Origin of the sequence: Cupriavidus oxalaticus (assembly GCF_004768545.1) — a bacterium.
Lineage (GTDB): Bacteria > Pseudomonadota > Gammaproteobacteria > Burkholderiales > Burkholderiaceae > Cupriavidus > Cupriavidus oxalaticus_A.
Map to the genome: position 1 here is coordinate 499,757 of NZ_CP038636.1, position 24,532 is coordinate 524,288.

Consider the following 24,532-nt stretch of genomic DNA (forward strand, 5'->3'; position numbering starts at 1 on the left):
ACCCGTCGGATTGGCATGACTGCGGGGTAGTCATCACGCGTCGGCGAGGATCATGTCTGCCCCTTTTTCGCCGATCATGATGGTCGGCGCATTGGTATTGCCGGAAATGATGGTCGGCATCACCGAGGCGTCGATCACGCGCACGCCGCTCACGCCACGCAGGCGCAATTGCGGATCGACCACCGCGTCGGCGTCGTTGCCCATGCGGCATGTACCGGTCGGGTGATAGATCGTGGATGCCGCACTGCGCAGGAAGTCCGTCAGCGCCGCAGCACCGATGACGCCTGGCCCCGGCTCCATTTCCTGCTCGATCAGGCCGGCGATCGGCTGCTGCTTCACGATGGCGCGAATCCGGTCGATTCCCCTGGACAGCACCGCCACGTCGCGTTCGTCGGACAGGTAGTTCATATCAACCAGCCCCCGCTCCCGCGGATCTGCGGAGCCGATGCGACGAAGCCGCGGCTATACGGACGCGCGAGCCCTGCCGACACCGTGATGGTGGGCTCAGCGTCGATCGCGATGCCGCCGGGCGTCGCGTGAAAGGAATAGGGCCGCATCACGATCTGCAGGTCGGGCGCGCCGACGTCGGGATGCGACCTCACGTAGCTCATCGCCTGTGCCGACGGCGTATTGAGTGCACCACGCTTGGTCAGCAGCCAGCGGATCGCCTCCAAGGCCATGCGCGGCTTGCTGCCCAGCAGGCTGTTCTTGCTGTCCGCCTTCCGTCGCATGCGCAGCTTGACGTGCCCGTACAGGTGGTCCTGCAGGTTCTCGCCGACGGCAGGCATATGGGCGACAGGGGTGATCCCCAACCCCCAGAGCCGGTCGGCATCCCCCACACCCGAGTGCTGGAGAATGTGCGGACTGCCAAACGCGCCCGCACTCAGGATGACCTCCTTCGCGCACCGCACGACCGTTGGCGTGCGATCGCCCAGTTCGTACTCGACACCGACCGCCCTTTGTCCCTCGAAAATCACGCGACGCACCAGCCCCGACGAGATGACCCGGAGGTTCGGCCGGTTGAGGGCGGGCCGCAGGAATGCCTTGGCTGTCGACTGCCGCCTGCCCTGATAGATCGTGGCGACCGGCATGCCGATGCCGAATGGGTCGCCGCCGTTCATATCCTCGTTGAACGGAATGCCCGACAACATGGCCGCTTTCACGAACGCCTCCGACGAGGGATGGCGCTCGTCCTGCCAGCTCAGCCTGAGTTCGCCGGACTGCCCGTACGTCTGCGCGTTGCCTTCCGGGAAGCGCTCTGCCCGCTTGAAGTACGGCAGCACCTCGTCCCAGGACCAGCCGGCACAGCCCATCCGTGCCCAGCCGTCGTAGTCTTCGCGCACGCCGCGCACGTAGAACATGCCGTTGACCGAACTGCTGCCGCCGAGCGTCTTGCCCGACACCAGCGTCAGCCGCCGGTTGCCGAACGATGCCACGCGCCGGATCTGGTTTGGCCAGATATAGGCCGGGTTCGACATGATCATGGCGATGCCGGCGGGCACGTCGATCCAGAAATTACTGTCCTTGCCGCCCGCCTCGATCAGGATCACGCTATGCCTGCCGGATGCGCTGAGCCGGTTCGCGAGCACGCAGCCGGCGGAACCCGCGCCGACGATGATGTAGTCGGCCACCTGTGCGTTGGCGCTTGTGCTTGTATTGTTCATGGTGGTGTCAGATCATGCCATCCGTTGCCGGCCGCCTGCGCGCACCGGCAACCCATGGGGCAAGGCGACCGCCTCGCCCCCCTGTTACGTGCCGCTCAGCCAGCGATCGTCTTGTGCTCGAGGTACTGGTCAGGCCGTAGACGCCCAACTCGCGGCCATTGCCCGATCGCTTGTAGCCACTAAACGGCGGGCCGAGGTGCGCCAACTCGCCGTACCGGCGCGCAGGCGCTTCACCACGCGACGGGCGGGAACGAGATCTCCCGACCGGACGTCGGCGGCAAGGCCATGCTCGGAGTCGTTGGCGATCCGGATGGCGTCCTCTTCCGAGTCGTAGGGAATCACCGCCAGTACCGTACCAAAGATCTCCTCGCGCGCGATGGCGGCATCGTTGCTGACGTTGATGAAGATCGTCGAACGCACGCTTGCATAGGCCGCCTTGCTGGCCAATGCAGCCGCCGGCCAGTTCTCACGGCAATTCGTTAGCGCTTCTAAAGCGACCGGCCCACCAGTTCGCGCTGGATCTCGTTGGTACCGCCGTAGATGCGCAGCACGCGCGAATCGGCGTAGAGGCGCGCGATCGGGTACTCCAGCATGTAGCCATAGCCCCCAAAAAGCTGAACGCACTTATCCACCACCTCGCCAAGGCGCTCGGTGACCCAGAACTTGCCCATCGACGCCAACACCGAGTCGAGCTTGCCGTCGATCCATTGCTGCACGAGGTGGTCGACAAAGGTGCGCGAAGCCAGCACCGTCGCCTTCACGTCCGCCAGCACGTGGCGTGTGTTCTGGAAGTCGATGATAGCCTGGCCGAACGCCTTGCGCTCCTTGACATACTCGACGGTCAGATCCAGCGCGTACTCCATCATCCCCACCGCAAGGAGAGTGAGGAGGGCGCGTTCGTAAGGCAAGTTGGCCATCATTTGGAAGAATCCCTGCCCTTCCTTGCCGCCCAGCACGCAGTCGACCGGCACGGTGCAATCGTCGAAGAACATCTCGGACGTATCGGCGCCGTCCTGGCCAACCTTGTCGAGGCACTTGCCGCGACGGAAGCCGGGCGTCTTGGTGTCGACCAGCAGCAGCGACACGCCTTTCGCGCCCTGGGTCGGATCGGTCTTGGCGGCCACCAGCACGAGGTCCGACATCTGGCCATTGGAGATGAACGTCTTGGAGCCGTTGACCACGTAAAGGCCCTCCTTCTTCTCCGCCCGCGTGCGCACGCCCTGTAGGTCCGAGCCCGTACCGGGCTCGGTCATCGCGATCGACGCGATGACCGAGCCAGATGCGATGCCCGGCAGCCAACGTTGCTTCTGATCTTCTGTGCCGAAGGCCAGGATGTAGTGGCCCACGATGTGATTGAGGGACACACCGAAACTGGTGTCGCCGACGTAGCCCAGCTCGCGGTACACGACCGCCGCATGGGCCGCCGTACACTTCCGGCGCGTCCGGCAGGACCAGGCCAAGTTCTCCCGCCTTCAGCCACACGTCTCGATCGACGTGATGCTGCGCGCGGAACTTCATGGCATTGGGCGCCAGATACTCATTGCAGAAGCGCCGCACGGCGTCCGCGAACTGTTCGAGGTCCGCGTCCATCCAGGGCGATCGGTAGTTTCCGGACATGGCGACTTCCTTACAGATTGCCGTAGCATGCCACGGCGTCGCCGCCCATCGCCTTGAACTCGGCCACGACCGCGTCAGCCGGCGCCAAGTCTAGTTCATTCACCATGACTAGCGCGCCCTGCGCCGCGAGTTGCAGCGCCACTCCGCGGCCGATGCCACGACCCGGACCGGTGACCAGTGCTACTTTGCCGTCAAGCTTACCCATTTACTGCTCCTTCTACTTCAAACAAGAAATTAAGATTTTTGCGTCGATCGTGCTCGCCGTGGTCTGGCGGCCGATCAGGATCTTGTCTGCCATGTCGTCGTCTTCTGAAGATGGCATCGGGACGCCGGCCATGCGGGCATCCCCGGTTCAGAGGGAATCAGGCGCGGCCATACAGCGTCACCACGCAGGCGCCGCCGAGGCCAAGGTTGTGCTGCAGCGCGAGGTTCACGCCGTCCACTTGCGTGCCGCCGGCCGTGCCACGGATCTGCCGGGTCAGCTCATAGCACTGCGCGAGGCCCGTCGCGCCCAGCGGGTGGCCCTTGCTTAGCAGGCCGCCCGACGGGTTGGTCACGACTTTGCCGCCGTAGGTGTTGTCGCAGTCCATTACGAATTTCTCAGCGCCGCCAACCGGGGCGAAGCCCAGCGACTCATACGTCAGCAGTTCGTTGTGGGCGAAGCAGTCGTGCAGTTCGGCAACCTTGATGTCGGACGGGCCCACGCCGGCCTGCTCGTACACCTGGCGCGCGGCTTCCTGCGCCATGCTGAAGCCCACCACTTCGATCATTGAACCCTTCTCGAAGGTGACGGGGCTGTCGGTGGTCATCGACTGGGCCAGTATGCGCACGTCGGATCGGATGTTGTGCTTCTTCGCGAACGCTTCCGAGCAGATAATGGCGGCAGCTGCGCCGCACGTCGGCGGGCAAGCCATCGAGCGGGTCATCACGCCGGGCCACATCACTTTCTCGGCCATCACGTCTTCTGCAGTCACCACGTTGCGGAACACGGCCAGCGGGTTGTTGGCAGCGTGGCGGCTGGCCTTAGCGCGGATTTTCGCGAAGGTCTCCATCTTCGTGCCGTACTTGTCCATGTGCTCCTTGCCGGCGCCTCCAAACTGCAGCAGGGCCATCGGCACGCCGGCGGCGGCCGCTTCCGGGTTTAGTGCGGCAGTCAGTTCGAGTGCGCGACCCAGTGGGGCGGGACGATCATGGAAGACCGAGCCCAGCGCGCCGGGGCTCATCTGCTCGAAGCCCAGCGCGATCGCGCATTCCACCGCACCGCTTTCCACCGCCTGGCGCGCCAGGAACAGGGCCGAAGAACCGGTCGAGCAGTTGTTGTTGACATTGACGATGGGGATCTGCGACAAGCCCACCGGATACAACGCCGCCTGCCCGGAGCAGGAGTCGCCGTACACGTAGCCAACATAGGCCTGCTGCACCAGGTCGTACGAAATGCCGGCGTCGGCCAGGGCGGCACGCGCAGCTTCGGCGCCCATCTCGGCATAGGTGCCACTGGCGCCCGGCTTGGTGAACGGGATCATACCGACACCGGCAACGGTGACTTTGGACATAGTGTTGCTTCCTTCCTCGATAGGATTGAAAAAATAAACGGCTAGCCGGACAACGCATCAACGTGCCGCGGAGCGGAGCTTCGAGCGCTCCTGGTCCTGTCCGAAAATGCCGACCACGCAACCGGCAAGCATGACAGCGTTAAACACCACGAACCCCAGATCGAAGCCGTGAGTCACCCCTGGTGCGCCCTGCACCAGCTGGCCCATGACCATCGGCGCGATGGCGCCGCCAAGCGCCATGGTCGCTGGCGGATGTCGAGGAGCATCAGAAGCCTCCATGCAGGCTGCGTCATGACTCATGCTCTGCTCCTCCATTGAATTCGCTATGTGGCGGTGGACGGAGTATCAGTCGGCTGGACGCCGCGCCCCCCCACCCAATGCGGGGAGGCAGGCCAGACGCCAACGGTCTTAACCTTGGCTGGCCTGCCGTCTGGCACCGGTGTTCACTCGGCTGGTGCAGGCGGCTTCACCTTGGAGAACGGAGAACTTCATGCTGTCTGGCATCAAGATTGTGGAAATCTGTGGGATCGGCCCTGGTCCGTTTTGCGCAATGCACCTTGCCGACCTCGGCGCGGACGTGATTGCCGTGGAGCGCGCCGCCCCCGGAGAGTCCGACGCGCCGGCCGATGGCAGCGTGCTCAATCGCGGCAAGCGCTCGGTGGTCGCCGACCTGAAGACGGCCGAAGGCCGTGAACTGGTGCTACGCCTGATCGAGGACGCGGACGCGCTGATCGAGGGTATGCGCCCCGGCGTGATGGAGCGCCTCGGGCTCGGCCCGGAAGCGCTGCACCTGCGCAACCCTCGCCTGGTTTACGGACGCATGACGGGCTGGGGCCAGTCCGGCCCGTTGGCGCAGGCTGCCGGGCACGACAACAACTACATTTCGCTGTCGGGCGCGCTCTATTACAATGGCGCCCCCTCCGAGCCACCGTCCTCGGCCATCACGCTGGTCGGCGATATTGGCGGCGGCGCACTCTACCTGGCGGTTGGCTTACTGTCCGGCATCCTGAATGCGCGCACGACGGGCAAGGGCACGGTGGTCGATGCCGCGATCGTCGATGGCTCGGCCCATATGCTGCAGTTGCTGCTTGCAACGCGCAAGAAGGGCTTCGTCACAGGCGTGCGTGGCCAGAACATCCACGACAGCTCGCACTTCTTCGCCACCTACCGCTGTGCCGACGGCCACTTTGTCACCCTGGGCACGATCGAGCCGCAGTTCTATGCCTTGCTGCTGCAAAAGCTCGGCCTGGCCAACGATCCGCGCTTCGCCCGGCAATGGGACCGCCAGCGTTGGCCGGAATTGCACGGGCACTTTGCCGAGCTGTTTGCTAGCAGGACGCGCGCGGAATGGTGTGCGCTGCTCGAGAACACCGATGTCTGTTTCGGGCCGGTACTGAGCCCGGAGGAAGCGGCAGCGCATCCGCACAATGTCGCACGCGGTGTGTATTTCGAAAGCGAAGGACAACTGCAGGTTGCCCCGGCGCCGCGTTTCGATGGTCAGGCCAGGCAGCCAGGACCGATACCAATGCGAGGCCAGCATACGCAGGAGATCGCAGGGATCCTTGCCGGCAATGAGCCGCACCGGCTTTGGCTGTCGCCCGATGCCGCATGCTCCGGGCCGCCGGTTCAGCCGTGAACCTTCGCGAACGGGGAGCGTGACAACGGCACGGCACGGCACGGGCGCCTGCAGCCACCGGCTGTCGGCCCCGATCGCCGAAGTGCGCGCTGCGCGAAATCGAACGCATCGTGGCGCAGTACACCATGCCGCGCCGGGAAGAGGCGATGGCATGCCGCGCACGGGCTCTCGACTGATGAGTCGTGACTGATCCCACCATCCAAAGACGCAGTCCCGGCTCGCCCACTCTGCGGTATCCGGGTAAGCCCCTGTGGGTAGTGCGCATTTGCCACACCCCTGCCCTTCTTGAGTAGTCCGCTCTCCACGCGATCCGCGTTCTACTGGCGCTGCGTCGCATATGGCGCAACCTGCCGCGCGGATCAGAGTCCATGAACGAACGGTGCCGGCAGGCTTATTAGACTGTGAGGAGACTGGCTAGCATGAAAAAGAGGTTAATCGCCCTGGGCGCGCTGAGCACGATGTCTGGCGTAGCGCAGGCGCAAACCGGGGTAACGCTTTATGGCGTGATCGACGGCTCGGTGGAGTATGTCAACCGGGTGGCGGCAGCCGCCACGACCCCTGGCGCCGGCGGCAGCCGCTTCGGGATGCCGAGCGTCGGCGGCTTGTCGGCTTCGCGCTGGGGCCTGCGCGGCGTGGAAGACCTGGGTGGCGGCACTCAGGCGCTGTTCGTGCTGGAAAGCGGATTCCAGTGGGACACCGGCAGCCTGTCAAGCGCACCGCTGTTCAATCGCCAGTCCTATCTCGGCGTGCAGAACAAGAGTTACGGCAAGCTCACCTTCGGGCGCCAGTACAACGCCTTCTTCGATGGCATGGCGAACTTTGCGCCTCTGCGCTTTGCCGCGACCTACGAGCCCGGCATCTGGTGGATGGGCCTGGACTATCGCGCCGACAACATGGTGAAGTACACCAGCCAGTTCGGCCCGCTGCAGGCGGCGGCGCACTTCTCGTTTGGGACTGGCGTGGCGGTGCAGAACGCCGCCGTGGTGCTGGCCAATGGCGGGGCCGGCGAAGTCCCGGGCCATTTCAGCGACAACACCAGCTACGGCGGGTCGCTGATGTACCTGAACAGCACCGGCTTCGGCGTATCGGTCGGTGCCGATGTCTGGCGCCCTGCCGCCGTGACCGGCCAACCCGGCAAGGTGAGCAAGTATGGCGTGGCGGCACTCTACAACACCGGGCCGTTCAAGTTTACGGCCGGGTACCGCTATAACAAGGGCGAACTTGCCAACGGCAATACACTGCTGCGGGACGACTACTGGTGGGCGGGAGTCAACTACCAGGCCACACCGGCACTCGGCCTCTCGCTGGCTTACTACTACGCGGACATGAAGGCCGCGCGCGCTACGGCAACGGCGCCGCAAACCAGCCCGCCCAATATGCAGCAGGTCAGCTTTCTGGCCGACTACAACTTCAGCAAGCGCACCGACGTGTACCTGTCGCTGGGGTACGCGCGCAACGGCGGCCTGAGCTTCGACAGCGCCGCTACCGCCTTTGCTTTCAAGTACCCGCCCATGACGGGCCAGAAGAGCATGGTGGGCGTCACCGTCGGTCTGCGCCAGATCTTCTGACGGCCCTGAATCCACGCTTCTGATCCCCACCCGCCTGCCCCACCCCGCCCTTGCGGGTAGTGGCATGCAGTGCGCTGCCACGCCATGATCGGCGGGTGGGCGATGCACCCGCGCTATCAAAGGAGACAACATGGATGAATTCAGGCGCCGCGTCCTGCGGCAGCTTGGCTGCGGCCTGGCCGGCAGCGCGCTCGGTGGCTTGGCTACCGTGGCACATGGCCAGGACGCAAGCTTTCCTAGCCGTCCGGTCCGCGTGATCTATCCCCTTGCCCCCGGCGGACTAGGCGATTCCGTGGGGCGCACGCTGTTCAACGCGGTCGGCCAAGCATGGAAGCAACCGGTTGTAATCGATAACCGGCCCGGCGCGGGCGGCATGATCGGCGCCGACGCGGTCGCCAAGGCCGCGCCGGACGGATACACGCTGCTCTTGACGATCACCGCGCTGGTCCAGGTCCCCAGCCTGGTGGCCAAGGCGCCGTTCGATCCGATCCGGGATTTTGCCCCGGTGTCGGAAATTGCCACCACACACATCGCCCTGATGGTGCGGCCCGAACTGCCTGTGCGCACCGTGCGCGAGTTGGTCGAGCATGTGCGGCGCAGCGGCAAGCCCCTGCCGTACGGCACCTATGGCGTGGGATCCACCGGCCACCTGCTGATGGAAATGTTCGCGCGGCAGACCGGCATGCCGGTGACCGCGGTGGCGTACAAGGGCGAAGCCCCGCTGCTCACCGACATGCTGGGCGGACAGGTGAACGCCGGCTTCCTGTCTGCGACCGCGGCGGCCCAGCAGATCCGCGCGGGCAAGCTGCGAGCGCTGGCGGTTTCGGGCGACAGCCGGTCGCCACTGCTGGCGAATGTGCCAACGTTTATCCAGGCCGGCTATCCCGAGATCGACGGCAGCGGGTGGATCGGGCTGTTCGCTCCGGCGCGGACACCGGTGGCCCTTGTCGAAAAGATCTCGGCAGACGTGAGAGCGGCGCTGACCAAAACGGAAGTGCGCGCCAAGCTGGAGGAATCCGGCCTTTTGCTGCGTGGCACCACGCCTGCCGCCTTTACTGCGGCGGTGCAGCAACAGCACGCCTACTGGGCACGGGCGATCCGAGACAGCAATATCCGCCTCGAATGAACCGGCGCTGCGGCACGACAAGACAAGACGATTCAGGGGAGACATGCAGTGAATCAGCAACGACGCCGCGCCTTGCGGCAGATCGGCGGCACGGTGGCCGCAACCATGCTGGGCGCGGACGTTGCTCGCGCCGCGCAGGGGCAGTTTCCATCCGCGCCGCTGCGCTTCATCGTGCCGGTGGGGCCCGGCAGCAGCGCCGACAGCAGCACACGCTATATTGCCGAGCGCATCGGCAGGATGCTGGGCCAGCCGGCCATCGTGGAAAACCGCCCCGGCGCGGATTTCCTGATTGGGGTACAGGCGCTGCTGGCCGCGCCGCCCGACGGCCACACCTTGATGTTGATCTCGCAGACGTCCATGGTGGTCAACCCCATCATCCACAAGAACCTGCCCTACGAGCCACTGCGCGATATCCGTCCGCTGGTCGCCTCGGTCGGCGCGGCCGCAACGCTGGTGACCGGCGCAGGCTCCAGGTTCCGCAGTGTGGACGACGTACTGGCTGCCGCGCGCCAGGCACCGCACACTGTCAGCATGGGGTACTACGGGCAGTTCTACCGGGTAGGCGGACTGATGATGGAGGAGATGATCAAGGCCCGCTTCAGCCACGTGCCCTACAAGAGCCCGGCGCAGGAAATCAGCGACCTGATCGGCGGCTCGCTCGACGTCGCCTTTATCGATACGGGCGCCGCCTTGCCGCTGGTCCGCTCGGGACAGCTGCGCGCGCTCGCCGTCAGCAGCCTTTCCCGCCAGGCCGACCTGCCCGACGTGCCTACGCTCCACGAGAGCGGGCTGCGCGGCTTTGACCTGTTTATCTGGATCGGCTACGGCGTCAGCGCGAAGGTGCCGGAGGCGCGTGCCCAGGTATTGCAAGCTGCGCTGCAGCGCATCATGGCGCAGCCGGACTTCCGCAGTTTCTCGGCCCAGAATGGCAATATGCGCGTGCTGGCCACGCCCGGCCAGGAACTGGCGCAGCGCATCGCCGCCGAAAGCGCCCGCTTCCGGGGCTTGCTGGAGGCTGCTGAGCGTGGCGGCTCATAAGGCAAATCCCGCCACCGGCATGGGTGAGATGCAGCACATCCGGGACGGCGCCCGGCTTTCGGCGGCCCTGCCTGGGCCTATAATGCCGGCAGCCCCGTCCTTGTCCGTCGTCCCGCCAATGGATCCCTCCCAAAGGCCTGGCACCAGTGCCTCGCTTCCCGCCAGCGCCGCCGTCGGCACCAAGATTGTTCCGCCGCGCGGCGCGCGGCGGCTGATGGCACGCACCGCCCTGACCGCACGGCTGATGGAATTGCGCCGGCAACGCTGCGTCGTGCTGCGCGCTCGCGCGGGCAGCGGCAAGACAAGTACCTTGCTGGCCTGGCGGCAGCTGCTGGTGGGCGTGGGCTACGACGTGTCGTGGCTTTCGCTCAATGCCGATGACAACGACTGGGCCCGCTTCTGTGACTGCATCCTGGGCACGCTGGCCGAAGTCGATCCCGCCATCACGCGCGACGCCGCAGTGCTGGCTAGCCCAGCAGGCGACAATCTGGCAATCGAACGCTGGATCCTCTCCCTGCTGGGCGGGGTGGCATCGCGCCAGCGGCCGCTGATGATCATGATCGACGACCTGCAGCACCTGACCCATCCGCAGGTGCTGTGGGCGCTGCAATGCCTGATTCAGTACGCACCCGACCACTTGCATTTCGCCTTTGGCACGCGCAGCGCATTGTCATTCCTGCCCGCGCATGCGATGGCGCAGGGGCTCGTCAGTGAACTCGGCCCCGATGATCTGGCCTTTACCGCCACCGAATCGGCAGCGTTCCTGCAGGCGCAGCTGGGCCGTGTCGACCAGCGCGACGCCGAAGAGCTGCACCGCATGACCGAAGGCTGGGCCGCCGGTTTGCAACTGGCAGCACTCAATCTCAAGGCGCAGCGCCAGGCTACCGCCATCCCGGTGCCGCTGCACGATGCCACGGCATTCTCGGCCTACTTCGAGTCCGAAGTGCTGGCCCGCATGTCTGCCGCCGACCTGGCGCTGTTCACGCGCATGTCGGTGTGTAACCCGGTCAGCGCTTCGCTGTGCGCGGCGCTGACCGGATCTCCCGCCGCCGTGACCCGCACCATGACGCGGCTGGATCGGCTTTATGCCCAGGACCTGTTCATCACGCAGATCCATGATCGCGACCACGAAACCTGGTACAAACTGCACCCGCTGCTGCGGGAAGTCCTGCAGACCCGTGTGTGCGCGTTGCCGCTGGCCGAGCAGCGCGAGCTGCACCTGATCGCCTGGCGCTGGTTTGAGCAACGCGGCCTGATCGATGAGGCGGTGCGCCATGCGGTGCTGGCCGGTGAAGACGAGGCCGCCGCTGACCTGGTCAACACTTCCAGCACCGACCTGATGGCGCGCGGCGAGCTGTCCAGGCTGTCCGCGCTGCTGCGGCTGCTGCCCCCGGAACAGATAGAGGCGCGCTTTGGGCTGCGCCTCGCCAGCGCCTACCTGCTGCTGCCAGAGCGTGGGCGGGACGCCACCGCACGGGCGCTGGCGCAGTTCGATGCCCAGATCGCGGCTGGCCAACTCAATCGGCGGCAGCGCTTCTCGGTCACGCTGTTGCGCGCGTCGCTGGCGCTGCGCAGCGACGACGCCGATGCCATCGCACAACTGCAGCCCGAGCTGCAGGACGTGCCTGCCGATATTGACAGCCACGAACAGGTGCTGCGCGACAACGTGCTGGCGTGGATGTACGTATATCGCGGCAAGTATGCGCTGGCACGCGAACGACTGGAGGACCATGCACACGCCGACGGCGCACCGCGCGAGCACCTGATCGGCCGCTGCCTGCTGGCGATGAGCCACGCCATGGAAGGCCGGCTCGCTGCCGTGGAAAACATACTGCGGCCGGTTCTGCAGGAGGCCGAGAAGCGCGGCCGCGCTTACGCAGGGGTCTATTGCATGGCCGCCACGCTACTGGCCGATGCCATGTATGAGCTTAACGAAACCGATGCGGTGCGGGCGCTGCTGGAAAGCCGCCTCGATGTGATCGAGCGCCTGTCGATGCCCGACACCGTGATGCGCGCGCTGCTGCTGCTCACTGGGGCGCACTGGGCCGGGCACCGCCATCTCGACGCCTTTGCCTGCCTGGACCGCCTTGACGACTACGTCTGCGCGCAAGACCTGGAACGCCTGCGCGCCTACTTGCTATGTGCGCGCGCGCGCCTGTATTTGCGCGCCGGCGAAGTCGACTTGGCCGACGCGTCGCTGCAGCGACTGGACGCGCTCGCCGCGCGCTATCCGGATGCAGGACGGGTACACGCTTTCGATATCTGGCTTAACGCCGAACGCGCGCATGCCGAACTCGACTTGCACCGCAACGCCTTCGATGCGGCGCGCGAGCGGCTGCAGACCGTGGTGGCCTTTTGCGAGCGCAGCGGACGTGGCCGGCGCGCGGTCAGCCTGCGGCTGCAGCTAGCGCTAGCCGAACAGGGCTGCGGGCGGGCCGAGGCCGCGCACGACAGCCTGCTAGAGGCGCTGCGCGCCGGGCATCGGCTCGGGCTGATGCGCACGCTGCTGGACGTGTCGCCGCAAGTGCCTGCGCTGCTCGAAACGGCGCTGCGCGACCAGGCGCTCGAGCCGGTGCTCGCGTTCTACACCCGGCGGCTGCTCGACGCGGCGGCCGTGCCGCCTGCCCCCGCGAATGCGTCGGCCGGCAGCCGGGCCGCGCCACCGGCAGCGCTCGCGGCCTTGTCCGAGCGCGAGCGCGAGATCCTGGAACTGGTGGCGCAGGCCATGCCGAACAAGAAGATTGCGCGCGCACTCAACATCACCCCCGAGACGGTCAAATGGCACCTTAAGAATGCCTTTTCCAAGCTCGGGGTGAACGGCCGCGACGAAGCGGCCGAACGGCTGCGTGACCTGAAGCAGGGCACCAACACTACGGCGTCCCACGAAGTTCACGCGATCAAATAGGGCGGCCTGACCGGGAAGGGACCGGCGCAGGCCATCCAGCGCAGTATCGGCTATCGGGCGCTGTTGCGGTCCCAGTCGTAGCGCAGGCCCTCGCCATTAGCGAAGCGCGTGGCGGCCTCTCGGTGATACGCCGAATTCATGCAAACCGCTTGCGCACACGCCTCCAGCGTCGCGGCAGTTGCGTAGTCAGACTCGAAGCTGGCGTTCAGCATCCGCTTGGCCAGGCCGAAGGCTTCGCGTGGGCCACCTGCCAACTTGCGCGCCATCGCCCATGCCTGCGGAAGCAGGTCGTCCGCCGCGTGGATCGAATGGACGAAGCCCAGCGCCACGCCTTCGCCTGCGTCGATGCGCCGTGCCGTCAGCACGATCTCCTTGGCACGCGCCATGCCGACAATGCGCGGCAGCGTGTAAGCCGCTCCGAAATCCGGCACCGCGCCAACGCGCGCGAATGACATCGAAAACGCTGCCCGCTGCGAGGCCAACACGAAGTCGGCCTGCAATGCCAGCCCGAAGCCGGCGCCGTAGGCCGCGCCATCGACCGCCGCGATCACCGGAATATCGAGCGCGCGCAACCGCGCCAGCATGCCTTGCGCGAATTCGATACGACGCCGCATGTAGTCCGGTGACGTTACCTCCGGGTCGGCGCTGAGCAGCCGGTCGCGCATCGCCGTGATGTCGCCGCCCGCGCAGAAGCTGCCATCGGACCCCGTCAGGATCAGGACGCGGATACTTCGGTCCGCGCCGATGCGGTCAAGCAGGTCGCAGTAGTCCTTCATCAACTCGGTCGACAATGCATTGCGCACAGCCGGCGACTGATGGCTGAATGCGGCGATGCCGTCTTCGATGACGAGCCGGGAAGCGCGCATTGGAGTCTCATGGTTCATGGATTGGGGCATGGTGGGCTCTGTCCTGGTTTCACTAAAACGGCATTTCACATGGCGTTTCTTGCCGGCCTCCAGCAAAGGTTACGGGCGCGGCAAGGGCGCCTCCCCACCCCGCCGTGGGTGGGCTGCCTCCGCAGCCATCCTTTCCGCCCCCCCCCACTGCGGGGTGGGGGCGTCGGCCCCCGCCAATTCCATCATTTCTCTGACCCGTCGCCGTCCCTTGCGGCGCTCCCCCAGATACGAGCAGAGGAACCCATGCAAGTCATACGAACCGTCTTTCGCGAAGACCACGAAATGTTGCGCGAGACCGCCAGGCGCTTCTTCGAGCGCGAGTGCATGCCGCACCAGGAGGCATGGAACCGGGCCGGACGCGTCGACCGCGACACCTGGCGCAAGGCCGGCCGCGAGGGCCTGCTGTGCGTCACCGTTCCCAGCGAGTACGGCGGCGGCGGCGGCGACTTCGGACACTCGGCCGTGATCCTCGAAGAGCTATTCAAGGCAGGCGTATCCGGGCCCGGCTTCTCCCTGCACTCGGACATCATCGCCCCTTATATCGTCCGGCTCGGCACCGAAGCCCAGAAGCAGGCATGGTTGCCCGCCGTGTGCGCCGGCGAGGCGATCCTGGCCATTGCCATGACCGAGCCCGGCGGCGGCAGCGACCTGAAGGCGATCCGCACCACCGCCGTGCGCGACGGCAATGACTACATCATCAACGGCAGCAAGACCTTCATCAGCAACGGCCTGAACGCCGACATGGTGATCGTCGCCTGCAAGACCGACCCGACGGCCGGTGCGCGCGGCGTCAGCCTGATCATGGTCGAGGCCTCGCGCGAAGGCTTCCGCCGGGGGCGCAAGCTGGAAAAGGTGGGCCAGCCTGCCGCGGATACAGCCGAGCTGTTCTTCGACAACGTGCGCGTGCCGGTCACCAACCTGCTGGGCGAAGAGAACAAGGGCTTCTCTTACCTGATGCAGGAGCTGGCGCAGGAACGCCTGCTGATCGCCGCCTACTGCGCCGCCAAGACCGAGCGCCTGCTCGAGCAAACGATCCAATACGTGAAAGAGCGCCGCGCGTTCGGCCAGACCGTCTGGGACTTCCAGAACACCAAGTTCAAGCTGGCGGACGTGCAGGCACAGGTGGTCGCGATGCGCACCATGGTCGATTACTACATCGGCGAACACCTGCGCCGCCGGCTCACGGTGCAGGAAGCGGCCATCGCCAAGCTCTACACCACCGAGACCATGTGGAAGTGCCTGGACGACATGGTGCAGCTGCATGGCGGCTACGGCTACATGCTCGAGTACCCGATCGCCCGTGCTTTCACGGACATGCGCATCGCCCGCGTGGCCGGCGGCGCCAGCGAGGTGATGCGCGAAATCATTGCGCGCAGCCTGTAACGCAAGCGGCGGCACGCACCGCGCTTCCCCAATCACGACCCAAAGAGAGAAGAGAGAGACCATGACCCAGAATGTGTATGTCGCCGGCGTAGGGATGATTCCCTTCACCAAGCCCGGGGAAAACGCCAACTACGACGTCATGTCGGCCGAGGCCATCACGCTCGCGCTGGCCGACGCCGGCCTCGACTTCCGCGACGTGCAGCAAGCCTTTGCCGGCTATGTGTACGGCGACTCCACTTGCGGCCAGAAGGGCCTGTACCGCGTCGGCATGACCGGCATCCCCGTGGTCAATGTCAACAACAACTGCGCCTCGGGCTCGTCTGCGCTGTTCCTGGCGCGCCAGGTGGTCGCCACCGGCGCCGTCGACTGCGTGCTGGCCTTCGGCTTCGAGCAGATGAAGCCGGGTGCCTTGGCGTCGGCCTGGACCGACCGCCCGTCTGCCACTGAGCACCACCAGAATGCCGGGGCGGAATTGCTCGGTCCGCTCGACGACGTGCCCGGCGCGCTGCGCCTGTTCGGCGGCGCCGGCCTGACCCACATGCGCAAGTACGGGACCCGCCTGGAGACGTTCGCCAGCATCCGCGCGAAGGCCAGCCGCCATGCCGCCAATAACCCGCTGGCCGTGTTCCGCAAGGTCGTGAGCACTGAAGACGTCATGGCCGACAAGATGATCTGGCCGGGGGTGATGACGCGGCTGATGGCGTGCCCACCGACCTGCGGCGCGGCCGCGGCGATCCTGGTTTCCGAGAAATTCGCCCGCAGCCATGGCCTGCGCACCGACGTGCGCATCGCGGGCCAGGCGCTCACCACGGACCTGCCCAGCACCTACGACGCAAAGGACATGACCCGCGTGGTCGGCTTCGACATGGCGCGCAATGCGGCTCGCCTGGCCTACGAACAGGCCGGCATCGGCCCGGAGGACGTCGACGTGGTGGAGCTGCATGACTGCTTCGCCCACAACGAACTGCTCACCTACGAATCGCTGGGCCTGTGCGGCGAAGGCGAAGCCGAGAAGTTCGTCAACGATGGCGACAACACCTACGGCGGCAAATACGTGACCAATCCGTCGGGCGGCCTGCTGTCAAAGGGCCATCCGCTGGGCGCCACCGGGCTGGCCCAGTGCTTCGAACTGACTCAGCAGTTGCGCGGTACCGCGCAGGCGCGCCAGGTCGAAGGCGCGCGCATCGCGCTGCAGCACAACCTTGGCCTCGGCGGCGCATGCGTGGTCACGGTGTACCAGGCGATGTAAGACGTCCGCGCCGGCGCGCGGACAACGATAACCAGGAGATGCATTCATGGCAGACCAAAGCATGATCGGCATGGTGACCACGCATGGCACCGCCGAAGTCGAGAAAGGCCGGCTGGCGTTCTTCGCCAAGGCCATCGGCGAGACCAATCCGGTGTACACCGACGAGGCCGCAGCCCGCGACGCGGGCTACCCGTCGCTGCCCGTTCCGCCCACGTTCCTGTTCTGCCTGAACAGCGACGTGAGCCGCAGCTTCAACATGCTGGGCCAGCTCAAGGTACAGCTGGCCCGCATCCTGCACGCCGAGCAGTCGTTCCGCTATCACCGCATGGCTTTTGCGGGCGACACGCTGTCGTTCGAGACCAAGCTGACCGACGTGTACGACAAGAAGGGCGGCGCCCTGCACTTCTTCGTGCAGGAAACCCGCGTGACCAACCAGAAGGGCGAGCACGTCGCCGACCTGCGGAACACGCTGGTCGAGCGCCGCGGCTGAGCGCGCCCAGGGAGAACCGAACCATGCAAGCTCCACGTTTCGACGACCTGAAGGTTGGCGACCAGCTGCCCGCGCTGGCGCTGCCGCCCGTCAACCGCACCACGCTGGCGCTCTATGCCGGCGCCTCCGGCGACCACAACCCGAACCATATCGACATCGATTTCGCACGCAAGGCTCGCATGCCCGATGTCTTTGCCCACGGCATGTTGTCGGCCGCCTATCTCGGCCGGCTGGTCAGCGGCTGGGTACCGCAGACGCAGATCCGCGACCTGTCGATGCGCTTTACCGGCATTACGCACCTGGGCAACCAGCCGACCTGTACCGGCACCATCGTCGAGAAATTCGACGCCGAGGGCGAGAAGCGTGTGCGCATCACGCTGAAGTGCACCACCCAGTACGGTGACGACAAGCTGGTTGGTGAGGCCGTCGTCGCACTGGACTGAGCGCGCCGGCTCGCCCGGCGCCGCAACCCCCGAATTCCGTCATCCATTCAGACCCAAAGGAAGTGACAAATGACCAAACTCGCAGGCAAATCCGCACTGGTTACCGGCTCCGGCCGTGGCATCGGCCGTGAACTGGCCCTCAAGCTGGCGTCCGAAGGCGCCCGCGTGGTGGTGAACGACCTGGACGCCGATCCGGCCCAGGAAGTCGTTGAACTGATCCGCTCGCAAGGCGGCGAGGCCGTGGCCTGCATCGGCAGCGTGACCGCGCCCGACTTCGCCGAGCGCTTCGTCAAGACCGCCGTCGACAACTTCAAGGGCATCGACATCGTCGTTAACAACGCCGGCTACACCTGGGACAACGTGATCCAGAAGATGACCGACGAGCAGTGGTACGCGATCATGGACTGCCACCTGACCGCACCGTTCCGCATCCTGCGCGCGGCCCAGCCGGTCATCGCCGCTGCCGCCAAGGCAGAAGCCGCCGAAGGCAAGGAAGTGTTCCGCAAGATCGTCAATATCTCGTCGGGCGCCGCCGGCGGCAACCCGGGCCAGTCGAACTACTCAGCGGCCAAGGCAGGCATCCTCGGCATGACCAAGACGCTGGCGAAGGAATGGGGCCGCTTCAAGGTCAACGTCAACGCCATCGCCTTCGGCCTGATCGAAACACGCCTGACGCAGGCGCTGGCCGGCGACCAGTCGAAGACGGTCAGCATCGAAGGCCGCGACATCAAGGTGGGCGTGCAGCAGGCCATGCTCGACGGCGCCGCGCGCAGTATCCCGCTGGGCCGCGCCGGGCGCCCTGATGAAGCGGCCAATGCCGTGTACCTGCTGTGCACGCCGGAATCGAACTGGATCTCGGGTCAGGTGGTGTACGTAGCCGGCGGTCCCGGCGGCAACTTCTGAGCGCATTCGAACAATGCCAACAAGCCTTGCCATGCCCTGGGCCTGGCAAGGCTTTTCTGCTTCAGAGGCAGGTGTAACTTGCCATCGCCATAGGAGACAGTGAATGCAAGATAAGACCCTTCGAGATAGCGGGCGTATTGCAGGCGAATATGACTACATCGTGGTCGGCGCTGGTTCTGCGGGTTGCGCAGTCGCCGCCAGGCTAGCCGAGGACCCCGCCGTCACGGTGGCGCTGCTCGAGGCCGGGCCGCACGATCACCACTTCACGGTATGGGCGCCACTGGGCATTGCCGCGATCGTGCCCAAGGCAGGTGCGCGCAACTACGCCTATTACAGCGAGCCACAAGCCGGCATGAACGGTCGCCGCTCGTATCAGCCGCGCGGCCGGGGCCTTGGCGGAAGTTCGTCGATCAATGGCATGGTGTACATCCGGGGCCATCGCAACGACTATGACGCTTGGGCCAGTGCAGGCTGCACAGGCTGGGGTTACGACGATGTCCTGCGCTACTTCGTGCGCAGCGAGTGCAATGCAAGACTTAATGACGGATATCACGGCACCAGCGGGCCGCTGCACATTGGCGACCTGCGGTCCCCAAACCGCTTTTCGCGGCTGTTTGTCGAAGCTGCCATTCAGGCCGGGCTGTCGCGTAATGATGACTTCAACGGCGCCAGCCAGGAAGGCGCAGGCTTCTACCAGGTCACGCAGCACGGCGGCGAACGATGGAATTCGGCACGCGCCTACCTGCATGGTGGCAAAGCCGCTGACCGCGCCATGAACGGCGGCAGGCAGAACCTTGCCGTGCTGACGGACACGCAGGTCCTGCGCGTGCTGTTCAACGGCAAGCGCGCGAGCGCCGTGCGCATGGTGCGCGCGGGAGAGGAACTTACCCTGCGCGCGCGACGCGAAATCGTGCTGTGCGGCGGTACTTTCAATTCCCCGCAGATCCTGCTGGCCTCGGGCGTCGGGCCTGCCGCTCATTTGTCCGAACTTGGCATCGATGTCATCCATCACCTGCCCGGCGTGGGCGAGAATTTGCAGGATCACCCCGACGTCACCCTATGCCGGCAAGTCGACTCCACCGACCTGTTCGGCAGGAGCCTGCGCGGCGGGTTGCGCCTGCTCCGGGAGGTGGTGCGATACCGGCGCGACCGTACCGGCATGATCGCCTCGAACGTGGGCGAGGCAGGCGCATTCCTGAAGAGCCGCCCCGGTCTGCCCTCTCCGGACCTGCAGTTGCATTTCACGCCGGGGCTGCCGGTTGCCCACAAGGCTTCTGGCGGCAAGGCTACTCACGGCTACGCCATTCATGTTTGCGCCCTGAGGCCACGCAGCCGCGGCCATTTGCGGCTGCGCAGCACGGATACGCGCGAGATGCCCTGGATTGACCTCGGCATGCTGACCGCTGAGGAAGACGTGGATAGCCTGGTGGCTGGCGTGCGCTTTGTTCGGCGCGTGATGGCGCAACCTGCGCTGTGCCAGGCAGGCGGACAGGATGCGCCATACATGGCCGCCTTCGGCACCGACGATGCCAACGAGGTTGCGATCCGAAATTTCATCCGCCAGTACACGGAGACGGGATTCCATGCGGCGGGCACCTGCAAGATGGGGATCGACGACATGGCCGTTGTCGATCCAGCGTTGCGCGTCATTGGCGTCGAAGGTCTGCGCGTCGCCGATGCCTCGATCATGCCCTCCCTGGTTTCGGGCAACACCAACGCGCCTGCCATCATGATCGGCGAGAAGGCAGCCGACCTGATTCGCGCGACATCCCGCTGATGCCGCCCGCCAGCCCCCTCCCAACCGGACAACATGGCGGCACCTTCGGGCTGGTCCGGCTGGATACAACGAAGATGAAGCGGGTACCGGACAGCACTGTCCGGTAACGGCGGGAACAGAAGGGGCCGGCGCTTGCATCGCGCCGGCTTGCTTCTCGCGCCTCCAAGGGCGACTGCTACTCGACGGCGATGCCCGCTGCGGCCACAAGGCGCCTGGAGCGTTCGATCTCTTCCTGCTGGAACTTGCGCATGCCAGCGGGGCCCGTCACCATCGGCACATAGCCAAGCTTTGCCAGGCTGCTTCGGACATCCGGATGTTCGGCCGCTCGCATGAACAGCGTCGTCAGTGTGCGCACGATGTCCTCTGGCGTTCCGGAGCGCACCGCCACGCCGGTCCAGGCGAAGGCGCGAAAGCCGCTTGCGCCCGCCTCGGGCGCCGCCGGCACGCCGGGAAACATGGGCGAGCGCTTGTTGTCCGTGACCATCAGTGCGCGCAACCGGCCGGCGCGGATCATCGCGTCGGCGACGCCCCCGCTCAGGATGGCATAGTCGACCTGCCCCGACACGACGGCATTAAGTGCATCGCCGGAGCCCTTGTACACGATATTGGCGGTGTCGATGCCCAGAATCTCGTTAAGCCAGGCGCTCCACATGGCATACGTAGGCGTGCCGGCACCGTGATTCAGCGCACCTGGCCGCCGCTTTGCCTCGGCGGCCAGCGCCGCCATGCTTTTCCAGGACGAACTGGCGGGAACGGCTACCACGCAGTAGCCGCCGTCCAGCACCGTGACCGGAGTGAAATCGGCCAGCGGGTCGTACGGCGGCTGCCGGTACAGCGCGGCATTGGTGGCAAGCACGGTTGCCGACGCGAACAACACGGTATAGCCGTCACAGGGCGCGCCCAGCACCGCCTTCGCGCCAATAACGCCATTGGCGCCGCCGCGGTTTTCCACCACGAAGGGCTGGCCGGCAAGTTCGCCGACAATCCTGGCATAGACCCGCGCCAGTACGTCGGTGCCACTGCCAGAGCTAAACGGCACCACCAGGCGCACCGGCCTGGCGGGATAGGCCGGCTCAGCGCCGATGCCAGCTGAGGGCAGCGCCGCGCCGAGCGCGCATCCTGCTGCGCCAAGCAGCAGCATGCGCCGACCGGGTTCGAACGGAAGTTCCATCATCTCTCCTCTTGCGGTTTGCGGTGGGCTTTCGCGGCCGCCGCGCTCAGGCGACGTTACGGCCCTGGCCATCCCAGTAGGGCTTGCGCAGCTCTGTCTTAAGCACCTTGCCCACGCTCGACAGCGGCAGCGTATCGCGGAACTCGAAGCTGCGCGGGCATTTATAGCCGGCGATGCGCTCCCGGCAATGGGCCATCAGCGCCGCCTCGGCCACGCTGGCGCCGGCCCTGAGCACCACCACGGCGTGCACGGACTCGCCCCACTTCTGGTTGGGTATACCGATAACCGCGCAGGCCGCCACGGCGGGGTGGCTGGCCAGTGCGTTCTCGACCTCGGCGGAATAGACGTTCTCGGCGCCGGTGACAATCATGTCCTTGAGGCGGTCGACCACGTAGACCAGCCCTTCCTCGTCCATGTAGCCGCTGTCGCCGGTATGCAGCCAGCCGTTGCGGATCGCTTCGGCGGTGGCTTCGGGCTTGTTCCAGTAGCCCCGCATGACATTGCCGCCGCGGGCCACGATCTCGCCCACTTCGCCGCGCGGCAGTTCCTGGCCGTCATCGTCGACGATCTTGATCTCAACGCACACATAGGGCTTGCCTGCCGCGCGCATCTTGCCGCTGGCGAAGGCCGCGTCGGTGTGGTACTCGTCGCCAAGGAAGGTGCCGGCGGGAGAGAGTTCGGTCATGCCATATCCCTGCACGAACTTCGCGTTGCGGAAGGTGGCCTGCGCTCGCCGCAGCAACGCCTGGGAAATCGGTGAAGCGCCGTACCCGATCATGCGCAGCGAAGACAGGTCGAGAGTGCCGGACAGCGAAGCGTTGGCATCCATCCAGTCCAGCAGCAGCTGGATCATGGTCGGCGCTAGCATCAGTTCGTTGACGCCATAGCGGGAGATGGCCTCCAGAACGCCTTGCGGGGTGAACGAGGGCAGCACCACATGGACGCCGCCGTTCATGAACAGCGCGTTGACCGACGAGAAGCTGCCCAGGTGGAACATCGGCATGGCGTGCAGGTAAACCGTGCCGGGCGCGCAGCGGCCAGTGACCAGCGAGGCCATGCCCGAGATCCCGAGGTTGTAGTGGCTCAGCATCACGCCCTTGGGATAGCCCGTGGTGCCGCCCGTGTAGAAAATCCCGGCGAGGTCCTCGCCATGGCGCCAGGCGTCCTCGACCGGCTCGTTGGCGGCAATCAGCGCCTCATAGTCCAGCATCCCGGCTGGTGCCTTGCCAGCGCCCGCATAGATGACGTGGCGCACGGTGCGGCCCTCTTTGGCCAGGCGCGACGCGACATCCTTGAAATTGTCGTCGACAATAAGCACGTGGGTGCCCGAATCGTCCAGCGCGTACAGCATTTCCGCGGGGCTCCAGCGGATATTGACGGGATTGAGCACGCCGCCTGCCCATGGCACCGCCATGTCGTACTCCAGGTAGCGCACGGAATTGAGTGACAGCATCGCCACCCGCTCGCCGCCATGAATGCCAAGGCGGCGCAGCGCCCCCGCCAGCGATGCCACCCGTTGCGCGAACTGCGCAAAGGTCAGCCGCTCATCGCCACAGCACACCGCGACGGTGTCAGGTTGTTGCCGTACTGCACGGTGCAGCCCCTGCGTGAAATACATGTCATCTCCTCCCGGGAATATCGGCCGAGCCGGCGACAACCCTGCTAGGCATGGCTGCACCGGCCGGCATGCTGGCAGCAATGGTGCAGGCGCTGCGGGGTAGGACCCCCACCCCATGGCAGGGGGGGGTGATACGCGGCGATCGCCCGATACTGGTTGCGCGATATCGACGACAGCAGGAGACAAGCATGCAACAGGCATTCCCCCTACCCTTCCCCGACAGCACCAGGTGCCCAGAATGAGCGGGGGTCCACTGCACGGCGTGCGCGTCCTGGATCTCACCTCGGTCCTGATGGGCCCGTATGCGACCCAGATCCTTGGCGACTATGGCGCCGACGTGATCAAGGTCGAACCGCCCACGGGCGACAACGTCCGCAACATTGGCCCGTCCCGGCACGCGGGCATGGCTGGCGTCTTCCTGCACGCGAACCGCAACAAGCGCAGCGTGGTGCTGGACCTGAAGCAGCCCGCGGGACGCGACGCCTTGCTGCGGCTGGCCGCCGATGTCGACGTGCTGATCTACAACGTGCGGCCGCAGGCCATGGCGCGGCTCGGGCTGGATTACGAGACCGTGCGCGCGGTCAATCCCGCCATCCTGTATGTGGGCGTGTACGGCTATGGACAGCGCGGTCCCTACGCCGCGCGTCCCGCCTACGACGACCTGATCCAGGGTGCCGTGGGGATTCCGACGCTTGCCACGCTGGCCGGCTCGGATGTGCCGCGCTATGCGCCCAGCGCCATGGCTGACCGCATCGTCGGTATCAGCGCCGTGGGCGCGGTTGCGGCGGCGCTGTTCCACCGCGAGCGCACCGGCGAAGGCCAGTCCATCGAGATTCCGATGTTCGAGACCATGGCGCAGTTCGTGCTGGGTGACCACATGTACGGGCATACCTTCGACCCGCCGCAAGGACCGGCCGGCTACGCGCGCCTGCTCAACGAGTACCGCCGGCCCTACCGCACGCTCGATGGCTACCTGTGCGTCATGGTCTACAACGACAAGCAGTGGCGCACCTTTTTCGAACTGATCGGGCAACCGGAAGTAATGGAGAGCGATCCGCGCTTCAATTCGATCGCGTCGCGCACCGAGAACATCCGCGACCTGTATCGCATGCTGGCCGAGGTCATCGCCACCCGTACCACGGCGCAATGGCAGGCGTTGCTCGAAGCCGCCGATATCCCGGTGATGCCGCTGCATACCATCGAATCGCTGATGGACGACCCGCACCTGCGCGCGGTCGGCTTCCTTGACACCGTGGAGCATCCCAGCGAAGGGCGGATGCGATCGATGGCCGTGCCTTCGAGTTGGTCGGCGACCCAGCCCGGCATTGCGCGCCACGCGCCGCGCCTGGGCCAGCACAGCGCCGAAGTCCTCCGCGAGGCCGGCTACAGCAACAGCCAGATCGAAGCCTTGTGCGCGCAGGGCGTCACGCGGCTGGATGACTGAAGTGCCTACTTCTGCTTCAAGCCCTTCCCGTATTCAATCTTTGGAGCCCAC

20 protein-coding genes and 2 pseudogenes are annotated in these 24,532 nt (G+C 65.8%); 12 read left to right on the plus strand and 10 right to left on the minus strand.

The genetic code is table 11. The features are described from left to right. Positions 1-33: 33 nt before the first annotated feature. The 7 genes and pseudogenes from E0W60_RS30430 to E0W60_RS30460 all read right to left on the minus strand — a co-directional run bounded on the left by E0W60_RS30430 (position 34) and on the right by E0W60_RS30460 (position 5,134). On the minus strand, positions 34-408 hold the full coding sequence (locus tag E0W60_RS30430) for a GMC oxidoreductase (RefSeq protein ID WP_135706620.1): 375 nt from the start codon (positions 406-408) through the stop codon (positions 34-36). Then, complete coding sequence (locus E0W60_RS30435) at positions 405-1,664, minus strand: GMC family oxidoreductase (RefSeq protein WP_135706621.1); 1,260 nt, start codon at positions 1,662-1,664, stop codon at positions 405-407. Before E0W60_RS30435 ends, E0W60_RS30430 begins: the two co-directional genes overlap by 4 nt. 129 nt (positions 1,665-1,793) lie before the next feature. Further along, positions 1,794-2,111: an aldehyde dehydrogenase family protein gene (locus E0W60_RS30440; protein WP_431189929.1), complete on the minus strand. Its 318-nt coding sequence runs from the start codon at positions 2,109-2,111 to the stop codon at positions 1,794-1,796. A 41-nt stretch (positions 2,112-2,152) separates the two neighbouring features. Beyond that, positions 2,153-3,281 (minus strand): annotated as a pseudogene (locus E0W60_RS30445) (acyl-CoA dehydrogenase family protein). A 13-nt stretch (positions 3,282-3,294) separates the two neighbouring features. Next, positions 3,295-3,486 (minus strand): annotated as a pseudogene (locus E0W60_RS30450) (SDR family NAD(P)-dependent oxidoreductase); the annotation flags it as partial. A gap of 157 nt (positions 3,487-3,643) precedes the next feature. After that, the gene (locus tag E0W60_RS30455) at positions 3,644-4,834 is read right to left on the minus strand and encodes a lipid-transfer protein (protein WP_135706623.1); all 1,191 of its coding nucleotides are present in this window, start codon (positions 4,832-4,834) and stop codon (positions 3,644-3,646) included. Positions 4,835-4,891: 57 nt separating this feature from the next. Then, positions 4,892-5,134, minus strand: a complete 243-nt coding sequence (locus E0W60_RS30460) for a hypothetical protein (RefSeq protein WP_135706624.1) — start codon at positions 5,132-5,134, stop codon at positions 4,892-4,894. A 190-nt stretch (positions 5,135-5,324) separates the two neighbouring features. Between E0W60_RS30460 and E0W60_RS30465 the strand changes: the two genes are divergently transcribed. From E0W60_RS30465 to E0W60_RS30485, 5 genes are all read left to right on the plus strand, one after another. Then, entirely contained in the window at positions 5,325-6,470 is a 1,146-nt protein-coding gene (locus tag E0W60_RS30465) for a CaiB/BaiF CoA transferase family protein (protein WP_135706625.1), read from the plus strand. 419 nt (positions 6,471-6,889) lie between these two features. Further along, positions 6,890-8,038 carry a porin gene (locus E0W60_RS30470; protein WP_135706626.1) on the plus strand — a complete coding sequence of 383 codons (1,149 nt, stop codon included), beginning with the start codon at positions 6,890-6,892 and terminating at the stop codon, positions 8,036-8,038. Between the two features lie 130 nt (positions 8,039-8,168). Continuing rightward, entirely contained in the window at positions 8,169-9,164 is a 996-nt protein-coding gene (locus E0W60_RS30475) for a Bug family tripartite tricarboxylate transporter substrate binding protein (protein ID WP_135706627.1), read from the plus strand. 48 nt (positions 9,165-9,212) lie between these two features. After that, positions 9,213-10,202, plus strand: coding sequence for a Bug family tripartite tricarboxylate transporter substrate binding protein (locus tag E0W60_RS30480; protein ID WP_135706628.1), 990 nt, complete (start codon positions 9,213-9,215; stop codon positions 10,200-10,202). Positions 10,203-10,320: 118 nt separating this feature from the next. Continuing rightward, positions 10,321-13,107, plus strand: a complete 2,787-nt coding sequence (locus E0W60_RS30485; protein ID WP_135706629.1) for a LuxR C-terminal-related transcriptional regulator — start codon at positions 10,321-10,323, stop codon at positions 13,105-13,107. 50 nt (positions 13,108-13,157) lie between these two features. Here the strand turns inward: E0W60_RS30485 and E0W60_RS30490 are convergent, their stop codons facing one another. Beyond that, a complete protein-coding gene (locus E0W60_RS30490; protein ID WP_240746099.1) occupies positions 13,158-14,069 on the minus strand; it encodes an enoyl-CoA hydratase/isomerase family protein in 912 nt (303 codons plus the stop codon). A gap of 177 nt (positions 14,070-14,246) precedes the next feature. On the opposite strand from E0W60_RS30490, the gene E0W60_RS30495 reads away from it, so the two are divergent. From E0W60_RS30495 to E0W60_RS30520, 6 genes are all read left to right on the plus strand, one after another. After that, positions 14,247-15,386, plus strand: a complete 1,140-nt coding sequence (locus E0W60_RS30495; RefSeq protein WP_135706630.1) for an acyl-CoA dehydrogenase family protein — start codon at positions 14,247-14,249, stop codon at positions 15,384-15,386. Between the two features lie 61 nt (positions 15,387-15,447). Then, a complete protein-coding gene (locus E0W60_RS30500) occupies positions 15,448-16,635 on the plus strand; it encodes a lipid-transfer protein (protein ID WP_135706631.1) in 1,188 nt (395 codons plus the stop codon). 46 nt (positions 16,636-16,681) lie between these two features. Continuing rightward, positions 16,682-17,125, plus strand: a complete 444-nt coding sequence (locus tag E0W60_RS30505; RefSeq protein ID WP_135706632.1) for a MaoC family dehydratase N-terminal domain-containing protein — start codon at positions 16,682-16,684, stop codon at positions 17,123-17,125. A gap of 23 nt (positions 17,126-17,148) precedes the next feature. Beyond that, the gene (locus E0W60_RS30510; protein ID WP_135706633.1) at positions 17,149-17,568 is read left to right on the plus strand and encodes a MaoC family dehydratase; all 420 of its coding nucleotides are present in this window, start codon (positions 17,149-17,151) and stop codon (positions 17,566-17,568) included. Positions 17,569-17,637: 69 nt separating this feature from the next. Next, positions 17,638-18,471: an SDR family NAD(P)-dependent oxidoreductase gene (locus E0W60_RS30515; RefSeq protein ID WP_135706634.1), complete on the plus strand. Its 834-nt coding sequence runs from the start codon at positions 17,638-17,640 to the stop codon at positions 18,469-18,471. A gap of 103 nt (positions 18,472-18,574) precedes the next feature. After that, a complete protein-coding gene (locus E0W60_RS30520; protein WP_135706635.1) occupies positions 18,575-20,248 on the plus strand; it encodes a GMC family oxidoreductase in 1,674 nt (557 codons plus the stop codon). Between the two features lie 175 nt (positions 20,249-20,423). Here the strand turns inward: E0W60_RS30520 and E0W60_RS30525 are convergent, their stop codons facing one another. Then, the gene (locus tag E0W60_RS30525; RefSeq protein ID WP_167884643.1) at positions 20,424-21,422 is read right to left on the minus strand and encodes a Bug family tripartite tricarboxylate transporter substrate binding protein; all 999 of its coding nucleotides are present in this window, start codon (positions 21,420-21,422) and stop codon (positions 20,424-20,426) included. A 43-nt stretch (positions 21,423-21,465) separates the two neighbouring features. Beyond that, complete coding sequence (locus E0W60_RS30530) at positions 21,466-23,037, minus strand: long-chain-fatty-acid--CoA ligase (RefSeq protein WP_135706637.1); 1,572 nt, start codon at positions 23,035-23,037, stop codon at positions 21,466-21,468. A gap of 238 nt (positions 23,038-23,275) precedes the next feature. On the opposite strand from E0W60_RS30530, the gene E0W60_RS30535 reads away from it, so the two are divergent. Beyond that, complete coding sequence (locus tag E0W60_RS30535; RefSeq protein WP_135706638.1) at positions 23,276-24,481, plus strand: CaiB/BaiF CoA transferase family protein; 1,206 nt, start codon at positions 23,276-23,278, stop codon at positions 24,479-24,481. Positions 24,482-24,532 lie beyond the last annotated feature (51 nt).